This window comes from Pseudomonas sp. LB1P83 (assembly GCF_054897885.1).
This window is the reverse complement of record NZ_CM142709.1, coordinates 6473060-6496703: the sequence shown is the minus strand read 5'-3', so window position 1 is coordinate 6496703 and position 23644 is coordinate 6473060. Positions and strand designations below refer to the sequence as shown.

The 23644-nt window shown below is 59.8% G+C and carries 21 protein-coding genes; 14 read left to right on the top strand and 7 right to left on the bottom strand.

Annotated elements, in window-relative coordinates; translation table 11 throughout:
- Positions 1-211: 211 nt before the first annotated feature.
- The 13 genes from tcyJ (at position 212) to ACYZTY_RS29800 (ending at position 13695) form a co-directional block, all read left to right on the top strand.
- Complete coding sequence (tcyJ, locus tag ACYZTY_RS29860; protein WP_461956613.1) at positions 212-1006, top strand: cystine ABC transporter substrate-binding protein; 795 nt, start codon at positions 212-214, stop codon at positions 1004-1006.
- The gene (tcyL, locus tag ACYZTY_RS29855; RefSeq protein ID WP_461956612.1) at positions 1006-1671 is read left to right on the top strand and encodes a cystine ABC transporter permease; all 666 of its coding nucleotides are present in this window, start codon (positions 1006-1008) and stop codon (positions 1669-1671) included. Before tcyJ ends, tcyL begins: the two co-directional genes overlap by 1 nt.
- Positions 1672-1675: 4 nt before the next feature.
- Positions 1676-2431 (top strand): L-cystine ABC transporter ATP-binding protein TcyN, encoded by a 756-nt coding sequence (tcyN, locus tag ACYZTY_RS29850; RefSeq protein WP_461956611.1) that lies wholly within the window; start codon positions 1676-1678, stop codon positions 2429-2431.
- Between the two features lie 490 nt (positions 2432-2921).
- The gene (locus ACYZTY_RS29845; protein ID WP_461956610.1) at positions 2922-3686 is read left to right on the top strand and encodes a hypothetical protein; all 765 of its coding nucleotides are present in this window, start codon (positions 2922-2924) and stop codon (positions 3684-3686) included.
- Positions 3687-4010: 324 nt separating this feature from the next.
- On the top strand, positions 4011-5252 hold the full coding sequence (locus ACYZTY_RS29840) for an SfnB family sulfur acquisition oxidoreductase (protein WP_461956609.1): 1242 nt from the start codon (positions 4011-4013) through the stop codon (positions 5250-5252).
- Between the two features lie 38 nt (positions 5253-5290).
- Positions 5291-6484 carry an SfnB family sulfur acquisition oxidoreductase gene (locus ACYZTY_RS29835; protein ID WP_461956608.1) on the top strand — a complete coding sequence of 398 codons (1194 nt, stop codon included), beginning with the start codon at positions 5291-5293 and terminating at the stop codon, positions 6482-6484.
- Positions 6484-7842 (top strand): LLM class flavin-dependent oxidoreductase, encoded by a 1359-nt coding sequence (locus ACYZTY_RS29830; protein WP_461956607.1) that lies wholly within the window; start codon positions 6484-6486, stop codon positions 7840-7842. Before ACYZTY_RS29835 ends, ACYZTY_RS29830 begins: the two co-directional genes overlap by 1 nt.
- Positions 7843-7985: 143 nt before the next feature.
- Positions 7986-8795, top strand: a complete 810-nt coding sequence (locus ACYZTY_RS29825) for a MetQ/NlpA family ABC transporter substrate-binding protein (protein WP_461956606.1) — start codon at positions 7986-7988, stop codon at positions 8793-8795.
- A gap of 2 nt (positions 8796-8797) precedes the next feature.
- Positions 8798-9919: a methionine ABC transporter ATP-binding protein gene (locus ACYZTY_RS29820; RefSeq protein WP_461956605.1), complete on the top strand. Its 1122-nt coding sequence runs from the start codon at positions 8798-8800 to the stop codon at positions 9917-9919.
- On the top strand, positions 9909-10553 hold the full coding sequence (locus ACYZTY_RS29815) for a methionine ABC transporter permease (RefSeq protein WP_461956604.1): 645 nt from the start codon (positions 9909-9911) through the stop codon (positions 10551-10553). The genes ACYZTY_RS29820 and ACYZTY_RS29815 overlap by 11 nt, the downstream gene beginning before the upstream one ends.
- Before the next feature lie 155 nt (positions 10554-10708).
- A complete protein-coding gene (locus ACYZTY_RS29810; protein ID WP_461959414.1) occupies positions 10709-11767 on the top strand; it encodes an IS110 family RNA-guided transposase in 1059 nt (352 codons plus the stop codon).
- A 786-nt stretch (positions 11768-12553) separates the two neighbouring features.
- Positions 12554-12910, top strand: a complete 357-nt coding sequence (locus ACYZTY_RS29805; protein WP_461956603.1) for a DUF6124 family protein — start codon at positions 12554-12556, stop codon at positions 12908-12910.
- A gap of 158 nt (positions 12911-13068) precedes the next feature.
- A complete protein-coding gene (locus ACYZTY_RS29800; RefSeq protein WP_461956602.1) occupies positions 13069-13695 on the top strand; it encodes a class I SAM-dependent methyltransferase in 627 nt (208 codons plus the stop codon).
- A 134-nt stretch (positions 13696-13829) separates the two neighbouring features.
- Here the strand turns inward: ACYZTY_RS29800 and ACYZTY_RS29795 are convergent, their stop codons facing one another.
- Genes ACYZTY_RS29795 through ACYZTY_RS29785 form a run of 3 tightly spaced genes read right to left on the bottom strand, consistent with a single transcriptional unit; the run spans position 13830 to position 19047 of the window.
- Positions 13830-16883, bottom strand: a complete 3054-nt coding sequence (locus tag ACYZTY_RS29795; RefSeq protein WP_461956601.1) for an efflux RND transporter permease subunit — start codon at positions 16881-16883, stop codon at positions 13830-13832.
- Complete coding sequence (locus ACYZTY_RS29790; RefSeq protein WP_461956600.1) at positions 16880-17947, bottom strand: efflux RND transporter periplasmic adaptor subunit; 1068 nt, start codon at positions 17945-17947, stop codon at positions 16880-16882. Before ACYZTY_RS29790 ends, ACYZTY_RS29795 begins: the two co-directional genes overlap by 4 nt.
- The gene (locus tag ACYZTY_RS29785; RefSeq protein WP_461956599.1) at positions 17944-19047 is read right to left on the bottom strand and encodes an efflux RND transporter periplasmic adaptor subunit; all 1104 of its coding nucleotides are present in this window, start codon (positions 19045-19047) and stop codon (positions 17944-17946) included. Before ACYZTY_RS29785 ends, ACYZTY_RS29790 begins: the two co-directional genes overlap by 4 nt.
- A gap of 304 nt (positions 19048-19351) precedes the next feature.
- On the opposite strand from ACYZTY_RS29785, the gene ACYZTY_RS29780 reads away from it, so the two are divergent.
- Positions 19352-20512, top strand: coding sequence for an AAA family ATPase (locus ACYZTY_RS29780; protein ID WP_461956598.1), 1161 nt, complete (start codon positions 19352-19354; stop codon positions 20510-20512).
- A 135-nt stretch (positions 20513-20647) separates the two neighbouring features.
- Here the strand turns inward: ACYZTY_RS29780 and ACYZTY_RS29775 are convergent, their stop codons facing one another.
- From ACYZTY_RS29775 to ACYZTY_RS29760, 4 genes are read right to left on the bottom strand one after another with little or no spacing between them, the layout of a single operon-like run.
- A complete protein-coding gene (locus tag ACYZTY_RS29775; RefSeq protein WP_461956597.1) occupies positions 20648-21511 on the bottom strand; it encodes a transporter substrate-binding domain-containing protein in 864 nt (287 codons plus the stop codon).
- Positions 21508-22290 (bottom strand): amino acid ABC transporter ATP-binding protein, encoded by a 783-nt coding sequence (locus ACYZTY_RS29770; protein WP_461956596.1) that lies wholly within the window; start codon positions 22288-22290, stop codon positions 21508-21510. Before ACYZTY_RS29770 ends, ACYZTY_RS29775 begins: the two co-directional genes overlap by 4 nt.
- A complete protein-coding gene (locus ACYZTY_RS29765) occupies positions 22287-22946 on the bottom strand; it encodes an amino acid ABC transporter permease (protein ID WP_046047295.1) in 660 nt (219 codons plus the stop codon). The genes ACYZTY_RS29770 and ACYZTY_RS29765 overlap by 4 nt, the downstream gene beginning before the upstream one ends.
- Positions 22927-23592, bottom strand: a complete 666-nt coding sequence (locus tag ACYZTY_RS29760) for an amino acid ABC transporter permease (RefSeq protein WP_008148239.1) — start codon at positions 23590-23592, stop codon at positions 22927-22929. Before ACYZTY_RS29760 ends, ACYZTY_RS29765 begins: the two co-directional genes overlap by 20 nt.
- Positions 23593-23644: the final 52 nt, after the last annotated feature.

The window sequence follows — 23644 nt, the reverse complement described above, 5'->3', positions numbered from 1 at the left end:
AGGGAATTGCACCAGCCTTATATTCCATTAAAGAATAACAAACTGAATATTTATTATTTTCCTATCTAAAAGCGCCATCATATAGTCACGCCGCAGGCGAATTTGCAGCGAGACGCATACGCTGCTTTAGGGCAGGATATTGCAGTCGTCCAAATCCCGATTTTGCCAACATTCCTAAAAGCGTCTTCATAAGAAAACACAGGGGCTTGTCATGAATTTTTCCGCACTACGTCGAAATCTGCTGGTCGGTTCGCTGGGCCTGGCGCTGAGCGCCGGTCTTCTGGGGCAAGCGGTTGCCGGTGAGCAGCTGCAAAAAATCAAAGACGCAGGCGTGATCAACGTCGGTCTGGAAGGCACTTACCCACCGTTCAGCTTCGTCGACGCCGACGGCAAACTGGCCGGTTTCGAAGTCGAGTTCTCCGAAGCCCTGGCCAAAGAGCTGGGCGTGAAGGTCAAACTGCAACCGACCAAATGGGACGGCATCCTCGCGGCGCTGGAATCCAAACGTCTGGACGCTGTAATCAACCAGGTGACCATCTCCGAAGAGCGCAAGAAGAAGTATGACTTCTCCGAGCCGTACACCGTTTCCGGGATTCAGGCGCTGGTTCTGACCAAGAACAAAGACACCATCAAGACCGCCGCCGATCTGGACGGCAAGAAAGTCGGCGTAGGCCTGGGCACCAACTACGAACAATGGCTCAAGGACAATCAGCCTAAAGCCATTATCAAGACCTATGACGATGATCCGACCAAGTTTCAGGATCTGCGCGTCGGCCGCATCGACGCCATTCTGATTGACCGCCTCGCCGCACTGGAATACGCCAGGAAGGCCAAGGACACTGTCGCCGCCGGCGAAGCGTTCTCCCGTCAGGAAGCCGGTATTGCCCTGCGCAAAGGCGAGCCTGAATTGCTGGCCGCCGTGAATAAGGCCATCGACAAGCTGCGCGCCGACGGCACGCTGAAAAAGCTTTCGGAAAAATACTTCAGCGCTGACGTCACCAAATAATGGAAGAAGCTTTCCAACTCGCACTGGACTCCCTGCCCTTCCTGCTCAAGGGGGCCTACTACACGGTCATCTTGAGCCTGGGCGGGATGTTCTTCGGCCTCATGCTGGGCTTCGGCCTGGCACTGATGCGCCTGTCGCGCTTCAAGCTGGTGAGCTGGATCGCCCGCATCTACGTGTCGTTCTTTCGCGGAACGCCGTTGCTGGTGCAACTGTTCGTGATCTATTACGGCTTGCCGCAATTGGGTATGGAACTCGATCCGCTGCCGGCGGCCCTGATCGGCTTCTCGCTGAACATGGCCGCTTACGCCTGTGAAATCCTGCGTGCCGCGATCAGCTCCATCGAGCGCGGTCAGTGGGAAGCTGCCGCCAGCATCGGTATGACCCGTGCGCAGACCCTGCGCCGGGCCATCATCCCGCAAGCGATGCGCACCGCATTGCCGCCGCTGGGCAACAGCTTCATTTCGCTGGTCAAGGACACCGCGCTGGCCGCCACCATCCAGGTGCCGGAGCTGTTCCGCCAGGCGCAGCTGATCACAGCACGCACTTTCGAAGTGTTCACCATGTACCTTGCCGCCGCGCTGATCTACTGGATTCTGGCCACGGTGCTCTCGCACCTGCAGAACAAGTTGGAAGAGCGGGTCAATCGGCACGATCAGGAGTCCTGACCCAATGATTGTCGTGGAAAAACTGACAAAGCAGTTCAAGGGTCAAGTGGTGCTCAACGGCATCGATCTGGAAGTGAAGGAAGGCGAGGTGGTGGCGATTATCGGGCCTAGCGGTTCGGGTAAAACCACCTTCCTGCGATGCCTGAATTTTCTGGAGGAGCCCACCAGCGGCCGGATCAAGGTCGGTGACATCGAGATCGATGGCAGCCGCCCGTTGAACCAGCAGCAGAGCCTGGTGCGGCGCTTGCGTCAGCACGTCGGCTTCGTGTTCCAGAGCTTCAACCTGTTCCCCCATCGCACCGCCCTGGAAAACGTCATCGAAGGCCCGATCATCGTGAAGAAGATCCCGCACGCCGACGCCGTTGCCCTGGGTAAAAAGCTCTTGGCCAGGGTTGGCCTGGCGGGCAAGGAAGACGCTTACCCGCGACGCCTTTCCGGTGGTCAGCAACAACGTGTGGCGATTGCCCGTGCGCTGGCGATGGAACCGGAAGTGATCCTGTTCGATGAACCTACCTCGGCGCTCGATCCGGAGCTGGTGGGTGAAGTGCTGGCGACCATCCGCAGCCTGGCCGAAGAGAAGCGCACCATGGTCATCGTCACCCACGAAATGGGCTTTGCCCGGGACGTGGCCAACCGTGTGGTGTTTTTCGACAAAGGTGTGATCGTAGAGCAAGGCGAAGCCAAGGCGCTGTTTTCCAACCCGAAAGAAGAGCGGACGAAGCAATTCCTCAGCAAGTTTCTGAACAACACCAACCACTAATATCGCTTCATTATTTATTAACTTCCATGGATGGAAGTGACAACTATCCCCGCTACTAAATCCTCCCAACACTCTCTCATCGCTCATTCGAACAATGGATTATTTTTTACAGCCGCGTGCGGTACATATATATGTCCTGCAACATATTTACCTCGCCTAAAATTCGCCAAATTCGGCGCCCTCACCCAGCACATGGTCGCCGCCACCCAGCCATGAAAATCGACAAATATGCGGCCAAATTCGACAGAGCGATGCGGCTTATTAACTTCAAAGCGTAGGATTTTTCTGAATAACACTGAATGCACTACTTAACTAGCCAGCTCTATTGACACCTATTCAAGCGCACTCTTATCTAGTCGCCAGCAGGCGTCAGCCATCGTTCCAAGTCATTATTTAAACTTGCAAATAGTGATCAACTTTGTTGCTCGGTAATTCACGCCTTTTGATCTTTCAGAAACGGACTTCGCTGCAAGGCTTCAAGGAGAAACCCATGACAAGCATCTCGAATAAATCCGGACTTGCGGCCCCTACCCTGGCGCAATCTCACAAGACCGGCATCAATGTCACGTCGGCGGCCCATCTGCTGATCGACGTGGCGCCCTACCCCGGCATGGACGAAGGCGACCTGATCGAACTGTTCTGGGACAACTGCTACGTCGCCTCCCGCGCCCTCACGGCCGATGACATCGGCGAAGCCGTCAGCCTGCGTGTGCCGCAAAGCTTCATCGCCAATGGCGCCTCCAGCATTCACTACCGCGTCATGCAGGTTGGCCAAGGGCCGGCGCTGTCACTCGCTGCTCAGGTACAGATCAAGCTCGATTGCCCGGGCGGCCAGCCGCTCACGCTGTGCGGCCACGAAAACGAGCACCTCGCACCGGTGGGCATTCCCGAAACCATTCGCCGCCAGGGAGTCAATCCGAACCAGATCAAGCGGGGTGTACCGTTGACCATCGAGCCTTACCTGAACATGGCCGTCGACGACGAAATCACCCTGCGCTGGGGCGACGTGCGCATGGACCTGCCGAAGCTCAAGGCTGGGGACATCGGCGAGCCGATTCAGGTCTGGGTGCCGCCGGCGATCATTCTCGAAGCCGGCGAAGACCTTCGGCTGGAAGTGACCTACTGCATCCTCGATCGAGTGGGCAACAACTCCGGCTGGGCACCGCCGCGCAGGTTGAAGATCGGTTGCGCCAATCCTTATCTGAAATTGCCGTTCAAAGAGGAATTGAAAGCCGCCGAACCGCGCAAGAAGTGAAAACACCGCCGCCCTTGTAGGAGCGAGGCTTGCCCGCGAAAGCGGTGTGTCAGTCAACATTTACACGGCCTGACACACCGCTTTCGCGGGCAAGCCTCGCTCCTACAGGGGAAAGCAGTGCCCTTCTATGTATATTCCTAAAAGTTAGTTTATTAATTTTTTATACACGCTTAGGGTATATGCACCGGACCACCGGACATTCTTGATTTTCGTTCGCCGCATCCATCGCGGCGACTCCATGAGATGTGAGGTAGGTATGGTCCGGAACACAATCACCCCAGTGCAGATCGCCAGGGCATTGCGTGCAGCCAAGGAGCGGCACTGATGTCCAGTCTGGCAGATGCAATCGTTCAGAGTGATCTGGACATCGCCCCGTTGTTGTTGCCCGCGCAAGTCTTGCGCAACGACGCACAAGCCATCAAGGCCGCCCATGAGCTGGCGCAAGTCGCCCGCCTGCAAGCAGCCAAACGTGACCGGCAGCGCAAGTTGCCATGGTCGGAAATCGAACAGTTCACCCGCAGCGGATTAGGCAGTATTGCCATCCCGCGCGAGTACGGTGGCCCGCAGGTTTCGTTCGTCACCCTCGCCGAGGTCTTCGCGATCATTTCCGCGGCGGACCCGGCACTAGGGCAAATCCCGCAGAACCAGTTTGGCATTCTCAACCTGGTACTCGGCAGCGCGACGGAATCGCAAAAAAAACAGCTGTTCAAAAGCGTGCTTGAAGGCTGGCGCATCGGCAATGCCGGGCCAGAACGCGGCACCAAAAACACCCTCGAACTCAAAGCACGGATCACCGCCGACGGCGACGGTTTTGTCATCAGCGGGCAGAAGTTTTACTCCACCGGCGCGCTGTTCGCCCATTGGGTGGCAGTCAAGGCGTTGAACGATGACGGCAAGCAAGTGCTGGCCTTCGTCCGCCGTGGCACACCGGGCCTGCGCATCGTTGATGACTGGTCGGGCTTCGGTCAGCGCACCACCGCCAGCGGCACCATTTTGCTCAACAACGTGCGCGTCGACGCCGAGTTGGTGGTGGACAACTGGAAGATTAACGACAGCCCGAACATCCAGGGCGCCGTGTCGCAACTGATTCAAGCGGCCATCGACGCCGGCATCGCTCGCGGCGCCATCGATGACGCCATCGAGTTTGTGAAAACCCGCGCCCGGCCGTGGATCGACGCCAAAGTCGAACGGGCCAGCGACGATCTCTACGTAATCGCCGACATCGGCAGACTGAAAATCGAGCTGCATGCCGCCGAAGCGCTGCTGCGCAAAGCCGGGCAAGTGCTCGACCAGGTCAGCGCCGCGCCACTCACGGCCGAGTCCGCCGCGCGCGCCTCGATTGCCGTGGCCGAAGCCAAAGTGCTGACCACCGAAATCTCGCTGCTCGCCAGCGAAAAGCTCTTCGAACTGGCCGGCAGCCGCGCGACCCTCGCCGAATTCAATCTCGACCGCCACTGGCGCAACGCCCGTGTGCACACGCTGCACGACCCGGTGCGCTGGAAGTATCACGCCGTCGGCACCTATCACCTAAATGGCACGTTGCCCGCTCGCCACTCCTGGATCTAACGACCAGAACACTTTTGACCAGATCTCTGGAGAAACACATGACTCTTTCTCACCACGTCGCGGTCATAACCAGCGATGAGCAAGCCCTGATCGTCGCAACCGATCTGGCCGAAGATTTCAAACGCGACAGCGCCCTGCGCGACCGCGAACGCCGCCTGCCGCACCCGGAGCTGGAAGTGTTTTCCCGTTCGGGTCTGTGGGGCATCAGCGTGCCCAAAGAGTACGGCGGCGCGGGCGTTTCCAACGTCACCCTGGCCAAGGTAATCGCGTTGATTGCCCAGGCGGACGGCTCGCTCGGACAGATCCCACAAAACCATTTCTACGCCCTCGAAGTGCTGCGCGTGAACGGCAGCGAAGAGCAGAAAAAACGCCTGTACGCCGAAGTGCTCGCCGGCCAGCGCTTCGGCAACGCCTTGGCGGAACTGGGCACCAAAACCGCCCACGACCGCGTCACCAGCCTGACTCGAGACGGTGACGGCTACCGCATAAACGGCCGCAAGTTTTACGCGACCGGTGCTATCTACGCGCAACGCATTCCGACCTCGGTCGTGGATGAAAACGGCGTGCAGCAATTGGCGTTCGTCCCTCACAGCAGCAAAGGCCTGACCGTCATCGACGACTGGAGCGGTTTCGGTCAGCGAACCACCGGTAGCGGTTCGGTGGTGTTCGAAGACGTCTACGTCGCCGCCGAAGACGTCATCCCGTTTCAAAGTGCCTTCGAGCGCCCGACCACTGTCGGCCCGCTGGCGCAGATTCTTCACGCCGCCATCGACACCGGTATTGCCCGTGCCGCTTACGAAGATGCACTGCACTTCGTGCGCACCAAAACCCGGCCGTGGATCGACGCCACCCATGAAAAAGCCACTGACGACCCGCTGACCATCAAGAGCTTCGGCCACCTGAGCATTCGACTGCACGCGGCTGAAGCCTTGCTGGAACGCTCTGGCGAATTCCTCGACAAGGCCCAGGCCAACCCCAACGCCGAAACCGTCGCCGCTGCCTCGATTGCCGTCGCCGAAGCCCGCGCCATCAGCACCGACATTTCCCTCGCCGCCGGCAGCACGCTGTTTGAACTGGCCGGCAGCCAGGCGACGCTGATCGAACATGGCCTCGACCGCCACTGGCGCAACGCACGGGTGCACACGCTGCATGACCCGGTGCGCTGGAAGTATCACGCCGTCGGCAATTACTACCTCAACGATGAAAACCCTCCGTTGCGAGGGACCATCTGATGGCTGACACCAAAAAGAAGATCCTGCTCAACGCGTTCAACATGAACTGCATCGGGCACATCAACCATGGCCTGTGGACGCATCCACGGGACAACTCCACCCAGTACAAAACCATCGAATACTGGACCGAACTGGCGCAGTTGCTGGAGCGCGGGTTGTTCGACGGTCTGTTCATCGCGGACATCGTCGGGGTGTACGACGTCTACCAAAACTCGGTCGACGTGCCGCTGAAAGAGTCGATCCAGCTGCCGGTCAACGACCCGCTGTTGCTGGTTTCGGCCATGGCCGCGGTGACGAAAAACCTCGGTTTCGGCCTCACCGCCAACCTGACGTACGAGCCGCCGTATCTGTTCGCCCGACGCATGTCGACGCTCGATCACCTGAGTCGCGGCCGGGTCGGCTGGAACATCGTCACCGGTTACCTCGACAGCGCCGCCAAAGCCATGGGCCTGAGCGAACAGGTCGAACACGACCGCCGTTACGACCAGGCCGATGAATACCTCGAAGTGCTCTACAAACTCTGGGAAGGCAGCTGGGAAAACGGCGCGGTGCTCAACGATCCGCAACAACGGATCTACGCCTTACCTGCGAAAGTGCACAAGGTCGAGCACAAAGGCGAGTTCTATCAGGTTGAGGGTTATCACCTGTGCGAGCCATCGCCGCAGCGCACACCGGTGCTGTTTCAGGCCGGCAGTTCTGATCGCGGTTTGCTGTTCGCCGGGCGTCATGCCGAGTGCGTGTTTATCAGCGGGCAGAACAAACCGTCGACCAAGGCTCAGGTGGACAAGGTCCGCGCCAGCGCGGTTGAAGCCGGGCGTAATCCAGAGGACATCAAGGTGTTCATGGGCTTGAACGTGATTGTCGGCGCCACCGAAGAACTGGCGTGGGCCAAGCATGCCGAGTACCTGAGCTATGCCAGTGCCGAGGCCGGAGTCGCGCATTTTTCGGCATCGACCGGGATCGATTTTTCCGAATACGAGATCGACGAACCGATCCAGTACGTGAAGAGCAACGCGATCCAGTCGGCGACCAAAAACCTGCAAAACAACGACTGGACCCGACGCAAATTGCTCGAGCAACACGCCCTCGGCGGCCGCTACATCACGGTGGTGGGTTCGCCTGAACAAGTGGCGGATGAACTGGAATCGTGGATCGCCGAGACCGGGCTGGATGGCTTCAACCTGACGCGGATTGTCACGCCGGAAAGCTATGTGGATTTCATAGAACTGGTGATTCCGGAGTTGCAGCGGCGCGGGTCGTACAAGACGGCTTATGACCACGGCAGCTTGCGGGAAAAACTGTTCCACGGTGAGGCGCATCTGCCTGAGCAACACACGGGCTCCGCGTTTCGCCGCTAAAAGCTTCGCGGGCAAGCCTCGCTCCTACAGGTTCAGAGCGTACCGGTCATTTGTGAACGACCAATACCTGTAGGAGCGAGGCTTGCCCGCGAAGAGGCCCGCCCAAACACCCAAAAATTTATGCACTGACTGGAAAACCCATCATGAAAAAGACCCTCCTCTCCCACCCAGTCAAAGCACTGGCCCTGGCCCTCGGCCTCTTCAGCTCCATCACCTTCGCCGCCGACGCGCCGTTGAAAGTCGGCACCACCGCCGCCTTCGCCATCCCGCTGGAAGCCGCCGTCGAGGAAGCGAAAAAACAAGGCCTGCAAGTCGACCTGGTGGAGTTCAGCGACTGGATCGCCCCCAACGTCAGCCTCGCAGCCGGCGACATCGATGTGAATTACTTCCAGCACGTTCCGTTCCTGGAAAACGCCAAAGCTGCTGCCGGTTTTGACCTGGTGCCGTTCGCGCCGGGGATCATCAACAACGTCGGCCTCTACTCGAAAAAATACAAAAGCTTCGACGAGTTGCCGCAAGGCGCCAGCGTCGCCATTGCCAACGACCCGATCAACAGCGGTCGTGGCCTGCAACTGCTGGCCAAGGCCGGGCTGATCACCCTCAAACCGGGTGTCGGCTACAAGGCCACCGAAGAAGACATCATCGCCAACCCGAAGAAAATCAAAATCCTTCAGGTCGAAGCCGTGCAACTGGTGCGCGCCTATGACGACGCCGATCTGGTCCAGGGCTACCCCGCCTACATCCGCCTGTCGAAGACCTTCGATGCCGGTTCGGCCCTGCTGTTCGACGGCCTCGATCACAAGGAATACGTGATCCAGTTCGTGATCCAGCCGAAAAGCAAAACCGACCCGCGCCTGATCAAATTCGTTGATATCTATCAGCATTCGCCGGCCGTTCGTGCCGCGCTGGATAAGGCCCACGGCAAGCTCTATCAAGCTGGCTGGGAAAGCTGAGGATGACGGCCGCCACCCAACTGCGACTGGAAGTTCCAGAGCCCCACAACGCGATACACACTGAACTGCATCCCGCCCTTAACCGTGCTCACGTGCGCTTCATTGGCCTGGGCAAAACCTACACCGGCCAACAAGGCCCGGTGGCGGCGCTGCACGGCATCGACCTGGCGATCCAGCGCGGCGAGGTGTTCGGCATCATCGGTCGCAGCGGTGCCGGCAAGTCGTCGCTGATCCGCACCATCAACCGCCTCGAACAACCGAGCACTGGCCGGGTGCTGATCGATCAAGTGGACATCGGCGAGTTCGATGAAGACCGCCTGGTGGCGCTGCGCCGACGGATCGGCATGATCTTCCAGCACTTCAACCTGATGTCGGCCAAGACCGTTTGGCAGAACGTCGAGTTGCCGTTGAAAGTCGCCGGCGTGCCCAAGGAAAAACGCGAGCGGAAAGTCCGTGAACTACTGGAACTGGTGGGCCTGCAAGGCAAGCACAAGGCCTATCCGGCGCAGCTGTCCGGCGGGCAGAAACAACGCGTCGGCATCGCCCGCGCCCTGGTGCACGACCCGGAAATTCTACTGTGCGACGAAGCCACTTCGGCGCTGGACCCGGAGACCACGCAATCGATTCTCGGCCTGCTGCGCGAGATCAATCAGCGCCTGGGTTTAACCATTGTGCTGATTACCCACGAGATGGCGGTTATTCGCGATATCTGTGATCGGGTCGTGGTGCTGGAACACGGGCAAATAGTCGAGCAAGGGCCGGTGTGGGAAGTGTTCGGCAACCCGCAGCATGAGGTCAGCAAGACCTTGCTCGCGCCGCTGCAACACGCGTTGCCGGAAGAACTGCAAAGCCGCTTGCGCCCGCAACCTCAGTCCTCGGATGCCGCGGTGGTGTTGCGCTTGCAATTCACCGGCAGCGCTAAGGATGAACCGGATCTGGCCGCACTCTTTAGCGCCCTCGGTGGACGCGTGCGTTTGCTGCAAGGTGGTATGGAGCGGATTCAGGGCCATGCGCTGGGGCAGTTGCTGCTGGCAGTGACCGGCTCGTCGCTCGGCGCTGAAGAATTACGTCAGCGTGCCGGCCACTGGGCGCAACAGGCGGAGGTATTGGGTTATGTGGTTTGATCGTTTGCTGCAAGGCTTCATCGACACGTTTTTGATGGTCGGCGTGTCGTCGCTGATTGCGCTGCTGGCGGGTATTCCGTTGGCGGTGATTCTGGTGACCAGTTCCAAGGGCGGCATCTACGAAGCACCGGCGCTGAACCGCGCACTGGGCGCCTTCGTGAACCTGTTCCGCTCGGTTCCGTTTCTGATTTTGATGGTGGCGCTGATTCCGTTTACCCGGTTGATCGTCGGCACCACCTACGGTGTCTGGGCCGCCGTGGTGCCACTGACGATTGCGGCTACGCCGTTCTTTGCGCGCATCGCTGAGGTCAGCTTGCGCGAGGTGGATCACGGGTTGATCGAAGCGGCGCAGGCGATGGGTTGCCGTCGCTGGCACATCGTCTGGCATGTGCTGTTGCCTGAGGCGCTGCCGGGGATTGTCGGGGGTTTCACGATCACGCTGGTGACCATGATCAACTCATCGGCCATGGCCGGGGCGATTGGTGCGGGCGGGTTGGGGGACATTGCGTATCGGTACGGGTATCAGCGGTTTGATAGCCAGATCATGTTGACGGTGATTGTGTTGCTGGTGGTGTTGGTGGCGGTGATTCAGTTGAGCGGGGATCGGTTGGCTCGCGGACTCAACAAGCGCTAACCGAGTTAGCAGCCGCGACGCACCTTTGTAATTGGATGGACTCGCCCAAGCCGAGGCGTCAATGCGCCACGGTGGCAGTCTAAACAGCCAACGACAGCGAGGGCGAGTCCATGAAAAAGCATACTTCGGTTGATCAATCCCTGTCTTCTTCCGATTTGTCGGCCTGCACAACCGTAGCGGTCGATCTGGCCAAGCAGGTCTTTCAGGTCGCCGGGGAAGATGTCCTCGGCCAGGTGCACTACGAGCAACGGATCAAGTCGCGCGAGGCGTTTTATGAGTTTCTACGCCAGTTGCCGCCTCATGTCGTGGTTCTGATGGAGACAGGTCCGGGTGCTCAAGCCTGGGCCCGGCAGCTGCAAGACCAAGGCAATCTGGCGCGGATTCTTCCAGCCGGTTTGGTGGCCACACATCGCAGCGGGCCTAAAAATGATCGCAACGATGCGCTGGCGATTCTGCGGGCTGGTCGCGATGAAAAGATCTACGCAGTGCCGGTCAAAAGCGTTGCGGCGCTGGCAATGCAGGCGTTGCATCGCGCCCGCCAAGGCTATGTGCGTCGACGCACGGCGGTGAGCAATCAGATGCGCGGCCTGCTGCTCGAGCATGGCGTGGCCTTGGCGCAGGGCGATGTTGCGATCAGCCAGAAAATTCCGCGGGTACTGGAAGATGCCACCCAGCCGGTGCCGGGCGTGCTGCGTGAACTGATCGACGAACTGTTGGCCGAGTGGCGCCATTTGGGCGAACGCATCAGCGTGCTGACGGGGCGCCTGGAAGTGGCCGCCAACGCCGACATGACGGCGAAGCGACTGATGACTGTGCGCGGCATCGGCCCAGTCACTGCCACGGCACTGGTGGCCAAGGAAACCAAGCCTGAGCGATTTCCCAATGCCCGCAAGTTTGCCGCGTACTTTGGCATGGTGCCTGACCAGCACAGCAGCGGGCAGACGGTCCGGCTGGGGGGCATGACCAAGCGAGGCGATGTTTATTTACGCAGCCTGATGATCCAGGGAGCCCATGCGGTACTGCAACAACTACGACCTGATTCCCAGCAACCCGATGACCGCCGCTTGTTGCGCTGGATGAGCCGACTGGGCCGTAAGGAGGCTGCGGTCAGGTTGGCCAACCGCAACCTGCGAATCGTCTGGGTGCTTCTACAGAATGACCAGACTTATCGTCGCCAGGCTGGTGATGGCCAGCAAGCGACGATGAGCCACTGAGCGACAGAGTTCTGCCACCGAGGTACTAACTGTCCGGCCCTTTGCTGAAAAAAAAATTGACCCCAGGTAAGACCGGCGTGGATTGATGCCTAAGCTGCTACTGGCCTTCGAGGCCTGACTGTAATCGGCATACCACGAGCTCTTCCAATTTTGGCCAGAAGCCGACGACGACTTCCACGAATAGGCCTTATACATAGATGCAACGGGGCGGCGGTTTTTCAAAAGCGGGTAGACAGTGGGGGCGAGTCCATACATAGCAGCTGGCGAAGCCTGCGTTCGGCTGCGAAGCAGTCGTAAAATCATAGTCCGCGGTGTTTCAGGAAGACTATGCACGCAGGATTTACGACTGCTTCGCAGCCGAACGCAGGCTTCGCCAGCTGCTACAAGATCGCATTGCGGCTTAACTGACTGCCAGCAGGACAATCCTCCTCGCCAAAGGGGAACATTTCCCACAGGAAAATCAGTGTGCCTACAGGCCTGTTCCCTTTCATTTGCAGGACATTTCCTAGATCATTCCGCTCGCTTGCGCCTGCCAATTCCGGTGGCTAGTCTCCGTCCGTCACTGCTCATCAGTGATCGGGTTTAGTCGCCCGGATCTTCCAGGCGCACAGCGCCACCTCATTCCAGGTGTTTTCATTGCCTGAAAGTTATGGTGGCTGTGCGCAGGGCACCTTCGGGTGCGCCGGTATTGCCTGGAGACCGGTCGACTAACCTGCGTGCAGCCGCCACCCCTGTTCGTTTAGTCGCGATAACGGTTGGCTCCAATTATTTCCAGGAGTTTTACCAATGAAAAGATCCGTCCCCGATCCACCTCCCGAAACCTCCACCAAAAATAAACCCGCCGACGACCCGCCAAGAGACCGTTCCGCACTTTATCGTGCAATCGATTTCTATCTCACCGGAGAACAGCCTTCGGCCCCCGATGAATTGCGCTTCTACAACGTCAGCGAAGACGTGAGTTTCGAAGACACCCAACTCTACGTCGCGGATTTGCTGCGCTGTGCCTCGGTCACCGCGTATCAGTGTGGCGATCACCTGAAAGGCGCGGACCGGGCCATGGTGTTCTCCATTTGGCATTTGCTGGAGATTGCCAAAGCCATGGTTGATCGCTCCATTGATTGTTTGGGGATGAAGCAGGGCTGAGTCATCGGTCGTCAGTGAAATTGCCTTCGCGGGCAAGCCTCGCTCCTACAGGGAAATGCGGTCAACTGTAGGAACAGGCTTGCCCGCGATTGGCTGCGCAGCAGCCACCGTCCTCATGGCGTATATTCGGCAAATCCCCATTGCCTGCGCAGCCCACCATGAAACAAACCCCCGACGACCTCGAGCAGATCACCGCCACCACCCTGGGCCATTACAACTCGGTGGCCGAAGGTTTTCGCGAGGGCACTCGCGATCATGATGTCAGCCAGAACATCGATGCCCTGCTGCGGCATATTCAGGGCGAGGCGCCGTTCGACATTCTCGATTTCGGCTGTGGACCGGGGCGTGATTTGCAGACGTTCACGCGCATGGGCCACACGGCTGTCGGGCTGGATGGGTCAGAGAAGTTTGCGCAGATGGCGCGTGAGGACAGTGGTTGTGAGGTGTGGCAACAGGATTTTCTGAAGCTGGACCTGCCAGCCGAGCGCTTCGACGGGATTTTTGCCAATGCGGTGCTGTTTCATATCCCGCGCCAGGAATTGCCTCGGGTGTTGAAGGAGTTGCGCGGGGCGTTGAAGCCGGGTGGCGTGTTGTTCAGTTCCAATCCTCGGGGTGAAAATCAGGAGGGGTGGAATGGGCCGCGGTATGGGGCGTATCACGATCTTGCGGCCTGGCAGCAATTGCTGACTGAGGCGGGGTTTGTGGAGCTGGAGCATTACTACCGGCCGGCGGGGCTGCCGCGGGAGCAGCAGCCTTGGTTGGCGAGTGTTTGGCGTAAGGTGTAAGGCCTTAAGACTTGCGGTGTCTGTACTGGCGCCTTCGCGAGCAGGCTCGCTCCTACAGTTGACCGAGTTGTCCAGACTGACGCGGTCAAATGAGGGAGCGGGCTTGCTCACGAATAGAGCGCGAAGCGCTCGCCTTACTGCACCTCTTTTTTCGGCTCGCGGATTTTGTACCAGGCGACGTACAGCGCCGGCAAAAACAGCAGCGTCAGCAACGTCGCAATGATGATCCCGCCAATCATCGCGTACGCCATCGGCCCCCAGAACACTTCCCGGGCAATCGGAATCATCCCCAGACTCGCCGCCGCAGCGGTCAGCAGAATCGGCCGGCGCCGATGCTCCGTGGCCTGCGCCACGGCATCCCAAGGTGCAACGCCCTCTTTCTCCAGGGCATCGATCTGGGTCACCAGAATCACCGAGTTGCGGATGATGATGCCGATCAGCGCCAGAATCCCCAGGATTGCCACAAAGCCCATCGGCGTCCCCGTCGGGATCAGCGCCAGCACCACGCCAATCAGGCCGAGCGGCGCGACGCTGGCCACCAGGAACAGCTTCTGCACGCTGTGCAGCTGGATCATGAGGAAGGTCGCCATCAGGAACAGCATCAACGGCACCACTTTGGCAATCGGCCCCTGAGCCTTGCCGCTTTCCTCCACCGTACCGCCCGTGGCGACCGAGTAACCCACCGGCAAACTGGCGGCGAATTTGTCGATATCGGGCTTGAGCTGTTTCACCAGGTCGGTCGGCTGAATCTCATCACGCACCGCCGCCTTGATGGTAATCGTCGGCTTGCGGTCGCGGCGCCAGACCAGCGGTTGCTCCAGTTCATAGCGCACCGTGGCGAAGGCCAGCAGCGGAATCGAGGTGCCGCTCGGGGTGACGATCTGCAAGTTCTGCAGGGTCTCCGGCGTACCGCGTTCCGCGTCCACAGCGCGGCCCACGACGTTGATCAGGTAGATATCGTCATCGACCTGAGTGACCTGCGAGCCGACCACGATGCTGTTCATCAGGTTGGCCACGTCTTCCGACGACAACCCCAATTGCCGCGCCTTGTCCTGAGCGATCTCGATGCGCAGGACTTTGCCCGGTTCGTTCCAGTCGTAAATGATCTCGCCGATGTGTGAGTTCTTGTCCAGTTCGGTGGCCAAGGCGATCGCGTGTTTGCGCACCTGATCGATGTCCTTGCCGCTGACCCGGTACTGAATCGGCCGCCCCACCGGCGGGCCCATTTCCAGCGCCTGGACGTAGCTGCCGATGCCGACAAAATCTTTGCGCAGCCGCTCGCGCAAGCGTTGGCTGAGGGCGTTACGCGATTCCAGGCCTTTGCTGACGATCACCAATTGCGCGTAGTACGGGTTCTGCAATTGCTGGTCGAGGGGCAGGTAGAAACGGATCGCACCCTCGCCGATGTAAGTGCTCCAGCGCACGATGTCGGGGTCATCCTTGAGCGTCGCTTCGAGCTTATCCACCGCCTTGCGGGTTTCGGCTATAGAGGCGTTTTGCGGCAGGTTCAGGTCGACGAGGATTTCCGGGCGGTCCGAGGACGGGAAGAACTGGTTTTGCACGAACTGCATGGAAAACACCGACGCGACAAACAGCGCAATTGTGATGCCGATGGCCCACCAACGATTGCGCATCGCCCAGAGCATGCCGTAATTGAACGCACGGCCGATGCGACCCGGCTCGGCGTCATGGGGTTTTACGTTGGCGCTGAGGATGTGCACGCCGATCACCGGCGCGAACAGTACAGCGACAATCCATGACACCAGCATCGCCACGGCGATTACCGCAAACAGGGTAAAGGTGTACTCGCCCGCCGAGCTGGCGTTCAACCCGATGGGCACGAAACCGGCCACCGTCACCAACGTACCGGTGAGCATCGGGAATGCGGTCGAGGTGTAGGCAAACGTCGCCGCCTGCTCCTTGGTCTCGCCCATTTCAAGGCGCGTGACCATCATCTCGACGGTAATCATTGCGTCGTCCACCAGCAGGCCGAGGGCGATGATCAGCGCGCCGAGGGAAATCCGCTGCATGGTGATGCCGCTGTATTCCATGAAGATGAAGACCATCGCCAGCACCAGCGGGATCGAGCACGCCACCACCAGCCCGGCGCGTACACCGAGGCTGACGAAGCTGACGATCAACACGATCACTACGGCTTCGAACAAGGCACTGGTGAAACCGCCGACGGCTTTTTCCACCACTTCGGCCTGGTCGGAAACCGTGTGCACACCGACGCCCACCGGCAAGTCCGCAGTCAGGTCGGTCATGCGCTGGTGCAACGCCTTGCCGAACTCCTGGATGTTGCCGCCCTTCTTCATGGCGATGGCGAGGCCGATGCCCGGATGGCCGTTGAAACGGAACTCCGGTGTCGCCGGGTCAACGTAGCCACGGCTGATGTCGGCGATGTCGGCCAAGCGGTAGAAGCGATCATTGAGCCGCAGGTTGACGTTGGCCAGGTCTTTCTCGGAAGCGAACTGCCCCGAGGTGCGCACCGAAATGCGCTCGGGACCGGCCTCGATCACCCCGGCCGGGGTCACCGCGTTCTGGGTTTGCAGGCTCTGCACCACCTGGCGCTGATCGATGCCCAGCGCCGCCAGTTTACGGGTGGAGAAATTCAGGTAGAGGACTTCGTCCTGCTCACCGATCATCTCGACCTTGCCCAGCCCCGGCACTTCACGAATTTCGGCGCGGACCTGTTCCACGTAATCGCGCAACTGGCGCATTGACAAGCCGTCGGCGGTAAAGGCGTAGACCGAACCGAACACATCACCGAACTCGTCGTTGAACCCCGGCCCTTGCAGGCCCTGAGGGAAGTCGCCGCGAATGTCGTTGATCTTCTTGCGCACCTGGTACCAGATTTCCGGAATGTCCTTGGCACTGGTGGTGTCGCGCAGGTTGACGAACACCGTCGATTCGCCGGGCCGCGTATAGCTTTTCACGTAGTCGAGGGAGTCGAGTTCTTCGAGCTTCTTCTCGATGCGATCCGTGACCTGCTTGAGGGTTTCTTCCTGGGTAGCGCCCGGCCAGCGGGTCTGGATGACCATGGTTTTGATGGTGAACGACGGGTCTTCTTCGCGGCCCAGGTTCATGTACGAGAACACGCCCATCAGCAGCGCGACGAACATCAAATACCAGACAAACGACTGATGCTTGAGGGCCCATTCGGATAAGTTGAAACTCCCTTTCATTGTGGGCTGTCCTCATCGATTTTCACTTTTTGCCCGGGTTTCAGGCTGTTCACACCGGCGCTGACCACCCGCTCACCGGACTTCACGCCACTGGCCAGGATCATCGTTGAGTCTGTGCGGCTGACCAGGCTGACGTCTCGTGGAGCAACGGTCTGGGTCTGCATATCGATGACCCAGATGCGGGTTTTGCCATCGACCTCCTGAAGCGCACTCAAGGGCAATTCGATGCGCGGTTTGATCGCGGAGCTGAGGGTCACGCTGATCGCGGTGCCCAGGCGAAAGCCGGGCGGTGTGTCGGTCAGGGTCAGGCGGGCTCGGCGGGTACGGGTCGCACTCTGGGCCTGGGGCTCGATCTCACGAACGATGGCAGTGGTGGTTATTCTCGGGTCCAGTTGGGCGGCGACTTGAAACACGACGTCGGTCGGCAACTGATCGACCAATGTGTCCGGCAGGTCGATCACGGCTTCCTTGATGTCCGGCTGCGCCAGGGTCACCACTTGCTGGCCGGCGGTGACGACTTGCCCGGCTTCGGCATTCCACGCGGTGACCACGGCTTTGTGGTCGGAGCGCAGTTCGACGTAATTGAGCTGGTCCTTGGCTTGATCGACCGCCGCCTGCGCTTGATCGAGGGAGGCCTGGGTGGTTTTCAGGTCGGTCTGCGCGATGTCGAGTTGCGCCTGGGCGCCGACGCCGCGATCGAACAATTCCTTTTGGCGCCGGGCGTTGGCCTGGGCGTTGATGAGTTGGGCCTGGACGCTGGCCAGATTGCCTTGGGCGGAACGCAACTGGTTCTGCTGATCGCTGGGATCCAGCGTGGCGAGTAACGCGCCCTTTTCGACTTCGGCACCGACATCGACGCTACGGCTGGCGATGCGCCCCGGCACACGGAACCCGGTATTGCTTTCATAGCGGGCCTGTATGCTGCCGGCGAAGCGGCCGAGATTTTCCTCATCCAACGCCTGGACCTTGACCGATAGCACCGGGCGTACTGGCTCCGGCGGCGGTTCTTCTTTCGAGCAGGCCGCCAGCATCACCGCGGTGCACACCAGTAACAGACGCTTCATGGCTGGGCTTCCACTGCTAAATCCTTGTAGGTGTTTTCGGCGATTTCGACTTTCACGCCGGGGTGCAGTAACTGGCCACCCGCGATGACAACTTTTTCGCCACCCTGCAGACCGGCGCTGATGATCACTTTGCCGATCAGGTAGCGACCGACCGTGATGGTGTGCAGTTGCGCTTTGCCCTCTGCGTCCACCAGCCATACCGCTGGATCGCTGAGGTTTTTGGTCAGCGCCGACCACGGCAATTCCACGGCGGATTTGCCCGGCGTCTTCGCCGTGGCGCTCACCACCGAGCCCAATTGCATGCCTTCAGGCAGGCCGTCGAGGGTGACTTTGACTTGCACGGTGCCGGTCTGCGCGGACACGGCCGGGGTGACTTCCCGCACGGTGCCGGTGGTTTTGATCGCCGGGTTGTCGAGCAGGCTGACCACGACTGTTTTATCCTGCGGTGCCTCGGCCAGCAGCGATTCGTAGACGTTGAACACCGCGTCGCGCTCGCCATCGCGTGCCAGGCTGAAAATCGGCACTGTCGCCTGCACCACCTGGCCGACCTCGGCCTGACGCGCAGTAATCACCCCCGGCGCATCGGCAACCAGCGCGGTGTAGCGCAGTTGATCGCGAGCGTTGGCCAGTTGCGCCTGGGCAGCGGTCAACGCGCTCTGACTGCTGCGCAACGCGGCTTGGGCGGAATCGTATTCGCTTTGGCTGGTGTAGCCCTTGGGCAAGAGTTTTTGCTGGCGAACGAAAGCGGCGGCGGTCTGTGTGACCCGGGCCTGCTCGGCGACGACCTGGGCCTGGGCCGAGTCGACGTTGGTCTGCAGGTCTTTGGGATCGAGTCTGGCCAGCACTTGTTTGGCCGACACCCGGTCACCGACATCGACCATGCGCTGAATGATCTTGCCGCCCACGCGGAACGACAATTCGGTCTGGACCCGGGCCTGGACATCGCCGGTGAGCGTCACCGACGCGGCGTAATCCTTGGGTTTGACCTCTTGGACGAACACCCGTGGACGGTCCTTCTCGACCGGTTTTTTATCACCACACGCGGTCAGCAGGGCAAGGAGGCTCAGGCCAACCACTGTTTTCAATCCGGGACCAGCCATGCAGACTCCTTTGCGTTGTACGGACGTGCCAATGGCGATACGACTGTGAGCTTAGAACAGGGTTCCACGGGTGCACTGACTGCAACAAATAAACCGATCACGTCGTAATCCTTGTAGCAGCTGGCGAAGCCTGCGTCCGGCTGCGCAGCAGTCGTCAATCCGGCTTGCACAATCCGCTTGATAGACCGCGTGCGCTGATTTTACGACTGCTGCGCAGCCGAACGCAGGCTTCGCCAGCTGCTACAGGGATCACGGTATTTGTGACAATAAGGCAAACTGGCAGCCTCTGCAGCAGGAAGCGCTTATGCTCAAAACCCTCGCGGTGGCCAATTACCGCTCGATCAATAAATTGGTGATTCCGCTGGGCCGGTTGAACCTGATCACCGGCCCCAACGGCAGCGGCAAATCCAACCTCTACCGCGCGTTGCGGCTGCTGGCGGAAACCGCTCAGGGTGGCGTCGTCAACGCCTTGGCCCGTGAGGGCGGGCTGGATTCGACGTTCTGGGCCGGGCCGGAAACCATCACCCGGCGCATGCGTAATGGTGAAGTCCCGATCGAGGCGACCGTGCGCCACGGCGCCAAACGCCTGCGTCTGGGGTTTGCCGGTGAGGATTTCAGCTATTCGATCGCGCTGGGTTTGCCGGAACCAAGCCTGTCCGCGTTTTCCCTGGACCCGGAAATCAAAAAGGAATGCATCTGGAACGGCCCGTTTTACCGCCCGGCCAGTCTCATGGTGGAACGTAACGGTCCGATGATCCGCGCCCGGGTCGGCCGCGACTGGGACGTGCTGGCCCAGCACACACCGAATTTCGACAGCCTGTTCGATCAGGTCGGCAGCTTCCGTACCTCGCCGGAAGTCATGCAGTTGCGTGAGTTCATCCGCCGCTGGCGCTTCTATGATCACTTTCGCAGCGATGCCGATGCGCCAGTGCGCCAACCGCAACTGGGCACCCGCACGCCGGTGTTGCACCACGATGGGCGCGACCTCGCCGCCGCGTTGCAGACGATTCGTGAAATCGGCGACCCCGAGGCGTTGCAGTCTGCGATCAGTGACGCGTTCCCTGGTGCACGATTGAACATCGCGCCGCTGCAGGGCGGGCGGTTTGCGATTGAGTTTTTTCAGGAAGGGTTGCTGCGACCGTTGTCGGCGGCCGAACTGTCGGACGGTACGTTGCGTTATTTGCTGCTGGTGGCGGCGTTGCTGACGCCCCGGCCGCCGACGCTGATGGTGCTGAACGAGCCGGAAACCAGTTTGCATCCAGACCTGTTGCCGGCGTTGGCACGGTTGATTATCCGGGCGTCGGAACAGTGTCAGGTATGGGTGGTTTCCCATGCGCGGCGGTTGATTTCGGAATTGCAGGAAGATTCGGAATGCAATTGCATTGTGTTGGAGAAGAACCTCGGCCAGACCGGGATTGTCGGGCAGCGGTTGCTGGATGAACCGGCGTGGTATTGGCCAGACTGAATCAGCGTCTGATAAACCGCTATCGCGAGCAGGCTCACTCCTACAGTTGACCGAGTTATCCCGGCGGACACGGTCAAAAGTGGGAGCGAGCCTGCTCGCGATGACGGCTGAGAGAGCACTGCAAAAGCTAGAGAATCACCCCTGCCACTTCCCACCCTCAACAATCACGCTCTCAGGCTTGGTGTCATCGCTCAGCTCTTTACGCACATATTGGTCGTAAAGCTTCAGCAGGTACTTCTCCTCGCCCAGTTTCTCCAACTCGGAATTCACCCAATCACGCAGTTCGATGTTGCCCTTCTTCACCGCCGGTGCAATCGGTGCTTCTGCGCCCAGCGTCTGGGTCAGCACGCGGTAGCCAGGGTTTTGCTTGGCCCAGCTGAACAGCACCAGATTGTCCTGTGCATAAGCATCGCCGCGCCCATTGGCCAGCGCTTGCAGAGACTCGGAGTTTTTCTCGAACTTCAGCAGTTTCCAGTCCGGGTGATTCTTGGTCAGCCAGATATCGGCCGTGGTGCCCGTGGTCACGATGGTGGTGCGCGTCGCCAGGTCATCTAGGTTTTTCACCGTGCTGGCTTGCGGAACCAGCGCCTGCACCGCGACCTTGAGGTTCGGGTTGGTGAATTCCACCGCTTCCTTGCGCTCCGGGGTGACGGTCATGTTGGCCAGGATCAGGTCGACCTTGTCGCTTTGCAGGAACGGAATCCGGCTGGCAGGTTCCACCGCGACGAACTCGACTTTGTTCTCATCGCCCAGCAGGTCCTTGGCGAATTGACGGCCGATGTCGGTATCGAAACCCACATAACGCCCGGCCTCATTGACGAAACCAAACGGCGGTTTGTCGGTGAAGACCCCGACGATCAACTTGTCCCGCGCCTTGATTTTTTCCAGGTAGCTGGCGGTGGCCGCAGGCTTGGCGGGTTCATCGGTTTTGTTGCAACCGGCCAGCAACGCGAGGCCGAGCAGCGGGAGTAGCAGCAGTGAAGTCTTGGCAGTTTTCATAGCGGTTCCAGTTCCTTTGTTTGAGTCGTTTTGGGTAAAGCGGCGACGTAGGAGAACTTCTCCAGGAACTGCTGCGCTCGTGCGGTTTGCGGGTTCGTAAAGAAAATCTCGGGTGGGTTTTGTTCGAGGATTCGCCCGGCATCCATGAACACAATTCGGTCCGCCACGGCGCGGGCGAAGGCCATTTCGTGGGTGACGATCAACAGGGTCATGCCCTCGCGGGCCAGGCCCTGAATGACTTCCAGCACTTCCTTGACCATTTCCGGATCGAGGGCGGCGGTGACTTCGTCGAAGAGCATGACTTTGGGGTTCATGCACAGCGAACGGACGATGGCGATGCGTTGCTGCTGGCCACCGGAGAGCTGACGCGGGAAGGCGTCGCGCTTGTCCAGCAAGCCCACGCGCGCCAGCAAGGCTTCGGCCTGATCCCGGGCTTCGCGGCGGTCGCGTTTTTGCACTTTGACCGGGCCGAGCAACAGGTTGTCGAGCACGCTCATGTGCGGGAACAGGTGATAACTCTGGAACACCATGCCGATCTGCTGCCGCACTTCGCGCCAGTCGGTGCCCTTGTCCAGCAGCTCGCGGCCGGCAAAGTTCAAGCTGCCGCTGTGGGCGACTTCCAGTCCGTTGAGGCAGCGCAGCAAGGTGCTTTTGCCACAGCCGCTGGGGCCGAGGATGACGATCACTTCGCCTGACTTCACGTGCAGGTCGATACCGTCCAGCACTTGCTGCTCGCCGAAAAACTTGTTGAAACCCTTGAACTCAATCAATGCGCTCATGCTTGCGTCCAGCGCCGCTCCAGCACGCGCGAAGCGGCCGACAGCGGGTAGCAAATGAAAAAGAAAAACAGGAACAGCGCGCCGTAGATCAGCACTGATTCATAGGTGCGTTCGATGATTTGCTGGCCGACCTTGATCACGTCCACCACGCCGATCAGCACCGCCAGGGAGCTGGTCTTGATGATTCGCGTGTAGACGTTGATGGTCGGCGGCGTCATGCGTTTCAGGGCCTGAGGCAGCAGCACGTAGCCGTAGAGTTGCGGGCCATCCAAACCAATCGATAACCCCGCTTCACGCTGCCCGCGCGGCAACGAATGCAACGCGCCACGCACCACTTCGCCGACCTCGCTGGCGCCCCACAGCGACAGCACCAACACCGCGCACCAGAAGCTTGGAATGCTCAGGCCGAAAAAAATCGGCAGACCAAAAAACAGCAGGTACAGCCACACCAGTACCGGGATCGCCCGGAACAATTCCAGGTAGACCCGCAGGATCGCGTTCAGCCATTTCGAATTCAGAGTGCGCAATACGCCGTAAAGCACGCCGCCTACGGTGCTGATGGCGATGCTCAAGAAGGAAATCGACAAGGTTTGCGCCGCGCCCTTGCCCAGTTGCGGCAGGGACACCCAGAGCAATTCAAGACCCGAACTGGCCATGCTGGAGCCTCCTTTCCAGGCGGCTGAGCAGCAGCGACAGCGGCAAGAACAACAGCACGCAAATCAACGTCAGCACAGCGAGCATTTCGTAGGTTTTGTAGTAGAGCGCGATGTAGCTTTTGGTGGTGTAGAGAATCTCCGGCACCGCCACCGCCGAGACCACGGTGGTCTCCTTGAGCAGGAAGATGAAATTGGCGAACAGCGACGGCAGGCTGAGAATCCCGGCTTGCGGCAGGATCACGTAGCGCAACAATTGCCCGTGGGACAAGCCAATGGAACGGCCGGATTCGAGTTGTGCCTGGGGCACCGCATCCACGCCAGCGCGCAGTACTTCGGTCAGATAAGCGCCGCCGAGAAAAGTCATGGTGATGATCGCCGCAGCAAACCCCGAGACCTTGATGCCCAGCGCCGGCAAGGCGAAGTACACGAAGAACAGCTGGATGAGCAGCGGCGTGTTGCGCGCCAACTCGACATAGAGTCCGACCAGCCGCTGCAGGTAGGGCGTGCGAAACACTAGAATCGTTGCGTTGATCAGGGCCACCAGCAGCGATGTGCCGATGGCGATAAAACCGACCTGCAGCGTCACGCCCACGGCTTTGAGAAACGCCGGCAGGGTGCTGAGGATAAAAGCGTAATCGAAGTTCATTGAACATCCTGGACGTCGCGGGGGTAAGCGACGGTGGTGCAGTCCATGGGCA

Coding starts and splice junctions, on each gene's coding strand:
- tcyJ (WP_461956613.1), top strand. CDS start 212: ATGAATTTTTCCGCACTACGTCGAAATCTGCTGGTCGGTTCGCTGGGC.
- tcyL (WP_461956612.1), top strand. CDS start 1,006: ATGGAAGAAGCTTTCCAACTCGCACTGGACTCCCTGCCCTTCCTGCTC.
- tcyN (WP_461956611.1), top strand. CDS start 1,676: ATGATTGTCGTGGAAAAACTGACAAAGCAGTTCAAGGGTCAAGTGGTG.
- ACYZTY_RS29845 (WP_461956610.1), top strand. CDS start 2,922: ATGACAAGCATCTCGAATAAATCCGGACTTGCGGCCCCTACCCTGGCG.
- ACYZTY_RS29840 (WP_461956609.1), top strand. CDS start 4,011: ATGTCCAGTCTGGCAGATGCAATCGTTCAGAGTGATCTGGACATCGCC.
- ACYZTY_RS29835 (WP_461956608.1), top strand. CDS start 5,291: ATGACTCTTTCTCACCACGTCGCGGTCATAACCAGCGATGAGCAAGCC.
- ACYZTY_RS29830 (WP_461956607.1), top strand. CDS start 6,484: ATGGCTGACACCAAAAAGAAGATCCTGCTCAACGCGTTCAACATGAAC.
- ACYZTY_RS29825 (WP_461956606.1), top strand. CDS start 7,986: ATGAAAAAGACCCTCCTCTCCCACCCAGTCAAAGCACTGGCCCTGGCC.
- ACYZTY_RS29820 (WP_461956605.1), top strand. CDS start 8,798: ATGACGGCCGCCACCCAACTGCGACTGGAAGTTCCAGAGCCCCACAAC.
- ACYZTY_RS29815 (WP_461956604.1), top strand. CDS start 9,909: ATGTGGTTTGATCGTTTGCTGCAAGGCTTCATCGACACGTTTTTGATG.
- ACYZTY_RS29805 (WP_461956603.1), top strand. CDS start 12,554: ATGAAAAGATCCGTCCCCGATCCACCTCCCGAAACCTCCACCAAAAAT.
- ACYZTY_RS29800 (WP_461956602.1), top strand. CDS start 13,069: ATGAAACAAACCCCCGACGACCTCGAGCAGATCACCGCCACCACCCTG.
- ACYZTY_RS29795 (WP_461956601.1), bottom strand. CDS start 16,883: ATGAAAGGGAGTTTCAACTTATCCGAATGGGCCCTCAAGCATCAGTCG.
- ACYZTY_RS29790 (WP_461956600.1), bottom strand. CDS start 17,947: ATGAAGCGTCTGTTACTGGTGTGCACCGCGGTGATGCTGGCGGCCTGC.
- ACYZTY_RS29785 (WP_461956599.1), bottom strand. CDS start 19,047: ATGGCTGGTCCCGGATTGAAAACAGTGGTTGGCCTGAGCCTCCTTGCC.
- ACYZTY_RS29780 (WP_461956598.1), top strand. CDS start 19,352: ATGCTCAAAACCCTCGCGGTGGCCAATTACCGCTCGATCAATAAATTG.
- ACYZTY_RS29775 (WP_461956597.1), bottom strand. CDS start 21,511: ATGAAAACTGCCAAGACTTCACTGCTGCTACTCCCGCTGCTCGGCCTC.
- ACYZTY_RS29770 (WP_461956596.1), bottom strand. CDS start 22,290: ATGAGCGCATTGATTGAGTTCAAGGGTTTCAACAAGTTTTTCGGCGAG.
- ACYZTY_RS29765 (WP_046047295.1), bottom strand. CDS start 22,946: ATGGCCAGTTCGGGTCTTGAATTGCTCTGGGTGTCCCTGCCGCAACTG.
- ACYZTY_RS29760 (WP_008148239.1), bottom strand. CDS start 23,592: ATGAACTTCGATTACGCTTTTATCCTCAGCACCCTGCCGGCGTTTCTC.